Raw genomic sequence first — 4,808 nt, 5'->3', positions numbered from 1 at the left:
GGCCATGCCCGGCGGGTTGCTGCAATCAACGCAGATCGATGAATCCGTTGTCGCCCAACCGTGCCGGCTCATCCTGCACCGCCGACAACACGAAACTCAACGCCGAGCCGAGCAGGGTGCCCGGTCCGTCCCAGTACTCGGCGGTCTCTGCACGCACGTGGAWCAAGCGCAGGCTCGGGTCATCCGGGCCGCCCGGGAAGAACAGCTTCATCGCCGGCGACCACAGCTCTTCGACCTTCGCGCGGTCATCGATGATCCGTGCCACGCCGGCTACCGACACATAGGTATTCTTCGATGGCGAGGCATAGGCCACGTTGACCCGCGGGTCGAGCGCGATCTCGGCCACCTTCGGGCTGTCGGCCGCAGTGGCGAACCACAGGTCGCCATCGAAGGCGACCTGCTGGGTGCCGAGCGGACGGCTGTAGAGGCGTCCATCGACACCACGGGTGGTGAACATCGCCACCTCCACGTCCTTGATCAGTTCAGCCAGCTGGGCAATGTGCTCGGTACGCGATTCGTCCATGGGGGACTCCGGAAGTGGGAGTCCCCATCAGACGCGTCCGCACCGCAAATTGCCGTGACGCAATTGTTCAGCCCGCGTGGCGGGCATGCCAGGCGTGCATTGCCAGCTCGAACGAGCGAAGACGCGCGCGGTGGTCGTACAGGTTGGCGGTAAGCATCAGTTCGTCGGGCTGATGGCGTTCGACGAACGCCGCAAYGCCATCGGCGACCTGCTGCGGATCACCCAGCACGGTGCACGCCAGCGCCCGCTCCACGCCGAGCTTCTCGTGGGGTTCCCAGAACGCTTCGATGTCATCGATCGGCGCCGGAATCTTGCCCGGACGGCCGCGACGCAGGTTGACGAAGCTCTGCTGCTGGCTGGTGAACAACCGCCGCGATTCGGCCTCGCTGTCACTGGCCACCACGTTCAACGCCAGCATCGCGTGCGGCTGCTTGAGCATGGCCGACGGGCGGAATTCGCGGCGATACACCGCAAGCGCTTCATCCATGGAATCGGGGGCGAAGTGCGAGGCGAAGGCGTACGGCAGGCCCATCGAGGCGGCCATGCGTGCGCCGAACAGGCTGGAACCGAGGATCCAGGTCGGCACCCGCAGGCCGCCGCCGGGTACGGCCTGCACCGCCTGGCCGGGTTGCACCGGTTCGAAGTAGTGCAGCAGCTCGCGTACGTCCTGCGGGAACTGGTCGGCACTGTCGAAATAGCGGCGCAGGGCGCGCGCGGTCGGCTGGTCGGTACCCGGTGCGCGGCCCAGGCCGAGGTCGATGCGATCCGGGTACAGCGAGGCCAGGGTGCCGAACTGCTCGGCCACCTGCAGCGGTGCATGGTTGGGCAGCATGATGCCGCCGGCGCCGACGCGGATGCGTTGGGTGCCACCGGCCACATGACCGATCAGCACCGCCGTGGCRGCACTGGCGATGCCMGGCATGTTGTGGTGYTCSGCCAGCCAGTAGCGGCGGTAGCCCAGCGCATCGGCATGCTGGGCGAGCTCAAGCATGTTGGCAAAGGCGGCAGTGGTATCGCTGCCCTCGCAGACCGGGGCCAGGTCGAGAATCGACAACGGGATCATCAGGCGGTTTTCCGTCACAAGATCCCCGTTTGATGGGGTCGCCCTGCCCCCACGGCCAGTGCCGGTGGCGGGACGCTGATTCCTGCCTGGCCGGTTCAGGCCCGCAGGCCAATGTGGAAGCGTCAGAACGCGCTGGGGCGTGGCTCGGGCAACGGCTCGTCCACCAACGGCTTCAGTTCGGCATCCAGCGCCACCCGTTCGTCGAACACAAAACAACGACCTTCGTAGCCCTCACCGCCGACTTCCTCGAAGTAGCCGAGGATGCCGCCATCGAGCTGCAGCACGTTGTCCATGCCGTCGTTGAGCATCCACAGCGCCGCCTTCTCGCAGCGGATGCCACCGGTGCAGAAACTGACCACGGTGCTGTCCTTCAGCGCTTCACGATGGGGCGCCAGCGCCTCGGGCAGATCGGTGAACTTGTGGATGGGCAGTACCAGCGCGTCCTTGAAGGTGCCGTACTCGATCTCCTGCAGGTTGCGCGTATCGAGCATCACCACGCGCTTGCCAGCATCATCATGCCCCTGCCGCAGCCAACGCTGCACGGTGGCAGGATCGATGGCCGGCGCGCGCGGGTAGTCCAGCGGCTGGCCATCGTCACGACGGAAGCTGATGATCTCGTCCTTGACCTTGGCCTTCAGCCGCGCGAACGGCTGGTGCTCGCTGAAGCTGGTCTTGACCCGCATATCGGCGAAGCGCGCATCAGCACGCAGTTCCGCGTAGAAGCCATCGATCGCGGACGGCGCACCCGCCAGGAACAGGTTCAGCCCCTCGCCCGCCACCAGGATCGTCCCCTGCAGGCCGGACGCCTCGGCACGCGCCTGCAGCTGGTCGCACAGGGCCTGGGGGGCGTCGATGACGGCGAAATGATAGGCAGCGGTATTGGCGATCATCCCGCCATTTTAGCGCCTGACCGCCCCCGCATCAGCCTCCACCGTTCATCCACGCATGGCGTGGATCTACCACAGTGTCGACCAAGGTCGACATCTACCGACAGCACCCGGAACGCGTCCGGGGCGGGGCGGTATAGGCAGGCGGGACCGTTGGCGCCATGGATGGCGCCATCGAGCCCCCAAGGATGGGTCTACGGCGTGTCCCGCCTGCCTATACCGCCCCGCCCACCACGGAACGCCCGCTGTTGCTGTTGCTGTTGCTGTTGCTGTTGCCGTTGCCTCTGCGGGTGCCGGGTGCAACCCGGCCGAACCCTCTACCCCCGCAGCAGCATGAACGGCAGCAGCACCAGTGCCGCCGCCACCGCCATGCCCAGCAGCACCAGCACCACGAACACAGGGCGGCGGCGCAACAGGCTGCCAAAGGTCTCGGCAGTGCCGTCGCGCAAGGCCTGTTCGCGCTCGGCACGGACCCGCACGCCGCGGGCCGCCTGGTAGTCGGCCATCAGCGCCTTGGCTCGCGGCTGGTCGGCATCCTCGCGCAGCCACAGGCCACCATTGGAGATGCCCCACGGACTGGGTTCGGTGCGGTACCAGGCGATGCCGTGCTGGTCCAGCAGCGTGCAGACATCGGCATATTCGTCGTTGCCGACATTGCGCAGATTGAGCAGGAGTTTTGCCATGCCACCATGATACCCGGCGCCGATGCGCTAACCTTGCCGCCCTCGACTCATCGCCCCTGGAGACGCCTGATGCGCCGCCTGCTGCTTCCCCTGCTGCTGTCCCTCGCCGCCGTTGGTTGCTCGTCGGAGCCGTCCGGCCCGCCGCCGGGAGGCACCATTGCCACGTTCGAGCGCATCGACACCCAGCCGGGCAGCGGTGCCGAGGCCGTGCCGGGCCAGAAGGTCAGCGTGCATTACACCGGCTGGATCTACGACGAGCGCGCCGACAACAAGCACGGCAAGACCTTCGACAGTTCGGTCGAGCGCGGCGAGCCGTTCACCTTCACGCTGGGTGCGGGCCAGGTCATCCGTGGCTGGGATGAAGGCGTCGCCGGCATGAAGGTCGGCGGCAAGCGCACGCTGATGATTCCGCCGGAATTCGGCTATGGCGACCGCCAGGTCGGCCCGATTCCGGCAGGTTCGTCGCTGGTGTTCGACGTCGAGCTGCTCAATGTCCAACAGTGACGTCCGCCCGCCGCGCCGCATCGCCGTCATCGGCGGCGGCCCGGCCGGGTTGTTTGCCGCCGAGCGGCTGCGCGCGGCAGGCCTGGATGTCGATCTGTACGAGGCCAAGGGCTCGCCGGGCCGCAAATTCCTGATCGCCGGCAAGGGTGGGCTCAACCTCACCCATTCCGACCCACGTCCACTGTTCGACAGCCGCTACCGCGAGCAGGCAACCCGCGTCGGCCGCTGGCTGGATGGTTTCGACGCGCAGGCGCTGCGCGACTGGGCCGCTGGCTTCGGCGTGGAGACCTACGTCGGCAGTTCCGGCCGGGTGTTCCCGGTCGACCGCAAGGCGGCACCGTTGCTGCGCGGCTGGGTCCGCCGGCTGAAGGAACAGGGCGTGCGCCTGCACGTCAACCATCGCTGGCTGGGCTGGAGCGACGACGGCGCACTGCGTTTTGCCACCGACAACGGCGAACTGGAGGTGCGCGCCGATGCGACCGTACTGGCACTGGGCGGCGGAAGCTGGCCGCAGCTGGGCAGTGACGGTGCCTGGGTTCCGGCGTTGCAGGCCCGCACCGTGGACATCGCGCCGCTGCAATCGGCCAACTGTGGATTCGATATTGCGTGGACACCGTTCTTCGCGCAGCGCCATGCGGGCGCACCGCTGAAGCCGGTCGTCGCACATTGGCATGGCCTCGACGGTGAGCCGCACACCCTGCAAGGGGAGTGCGTGGCCAGCGAGTACGGTATCGAAGGCAGCCTGATCTACGCCCTGTCGGCCGATCTGCGCGAAACCCTCAACCGCGACGGCCACGCCACGCTGTGGCTGGACCTGGTTCCGGGCCGCGACGAGGCACGGCTGCTGGCCGACCTTTCGCAACCGCGCAAGGGGCGAAGCTTCGGCGAGCACCTGCGTCGCCAGGCTGGACTGGACCCAGTGAAGACCGCGCTGGTGTTCGAAACACTGGGCAAGGATGCCGGCAACGATCTGGCCGCGGTGATCGCCACGTTGAAGCGCCTGCCACTGCTCCTGCTGCGCCCGCGGCCGATGGCCGAGGTGATCAGCACGGCCGGCGGCGTGCGCCTGGACGCGCTGGACGAGGGCCTGATGCTGCGTGCCTTGCCCGGCGTGTTCTGCGCCGGAGAGATGCTGGACTGGGAAGCAC

6 protein-coding genes are annotated in these 4,808 nt (G+C 67.5%); 2 read left to right on the top strand and 4 right to left on the bottom strand.

Going from position 1 to position 4,808, the window contains the following annotated elements; all coding sequences use genetic code 11:
- Window positions 1–25 precede the first annotated feature (25 nt).
- The 4 genes from AC1VAN_RS11590 to AC1VAN_RS11575 form a co-directional block, all read right to left on the bottom strand.
- Window positions 26–523 carry a pyridoxamine 5'-phosphate oxidase family protein gene (locus AC1VAN_RS11590; protein WP_480985845.1) on the bottom strand — a complete coding sequence of 166 codons (498 nt, stop codon included), beginning with the start codon at window positions 521–523 and terminating at the stop codon, window positions 26–28.
- 67 nt (window positions 524–590) lie between these two features.
- Complete coding sequence (locus AC1VAN_RS11585) at window positions 591–1,586, bottom strand: LLM class flavin-dependent oxidoreductase (RefSeq protein WP_480985844.1); 996 nt, start codon at window positions 1,584–1,586, stop codon at window positions 591–593.
- A 122-nt stretch (window positions 1,587–1,708) separates the two neighbouring features.
- Window positions 1,709–2,476: a sulfurtransferase gene (locus AC1VAN_RS11580; protein ID WP_032976500.1), complete on the bottom strand. Its 768-nt coding sequence runs from the start codon at window positions 2,474–2,476 to the stop codon at window positions 1,709–1,711.
- A gap of 314 nt (window positions 2,477–2,790) precedes the next feature.
- Window positions 2,791–3,156 carry a DUF6164 family protein gene (locus tag AC1VAN_RS11575; RefSeq protein ID WP_032976499.1) on the bottom strand — a complete coding sequence of 122 codons (366 nt, stop codon included), beginning with the start codon at window positions 3,154–3,156 and terminating at the stop codon, window positions 2,791–2,793.
- Between the two features lie 69 nt (window positions 3,157–3,225).
- Between AC1VAN_RS11575 and AC1VAN_RS11570 the strand changes: the two genes are divergently transcribed.
- Window positions 3,226–3,660 (top strand): FKBP-type peptidyl-prolyl cis-trans isomerase, encoded by a 435-nt coding sequence (locus AC1VAN_RS11570; RefSeq protein WP_025878883.1) that lies wholly within the window; start codon window positions 3,226–3,228, stop codon window positions 3,658–3,660.
- Window positions 3,647–4,808 (top strand): TIGR03862 family flavoprotein (locus AC1VAN_RS11565; protein ID WP_480985843.1); only part of this gene is annotated, 1,162 nt, incomplete at its 3' end. The genes AC1VAN_RS11570 and AC1VAN_RS11565, both read left to right, overlap by 14 nt.

This window comes from Stenotrophomonas sp. 05L44_2 (assembly GCF_056665995.1).
The sequence above is the reverse complement of the archived record's forward strand: the minus strand, read 5'-3'. Positions and strand labels throughout refer to the sequence as shown.

Bases quoted from the DNA above. Each gene is read 5' to 3' on its own strand.
- AC1VAN_RS11580 (WP_032976500.1), bottom strand. From the start codon at position 2,476: ATGATCGCCAATACCGCTGCCTATCATTTCGCCGTCATCGACGCCCCC.
- AC1VAN_RS11570 (WP_025878883.1), top strand. From the start codon at position 3,226: ATGCGCCGCCTGCTGCTTCCCCTGCTGCTGTCCCTCGCCGCCGTTGGT.
- AC1VAN_RS11575 (WP_032976499.1), bottom strand. From the start codon at position 3,156: ATGGCAAAACTCCTGCTCAATCTGCGCAATGTCGGCAACGACGAATAT.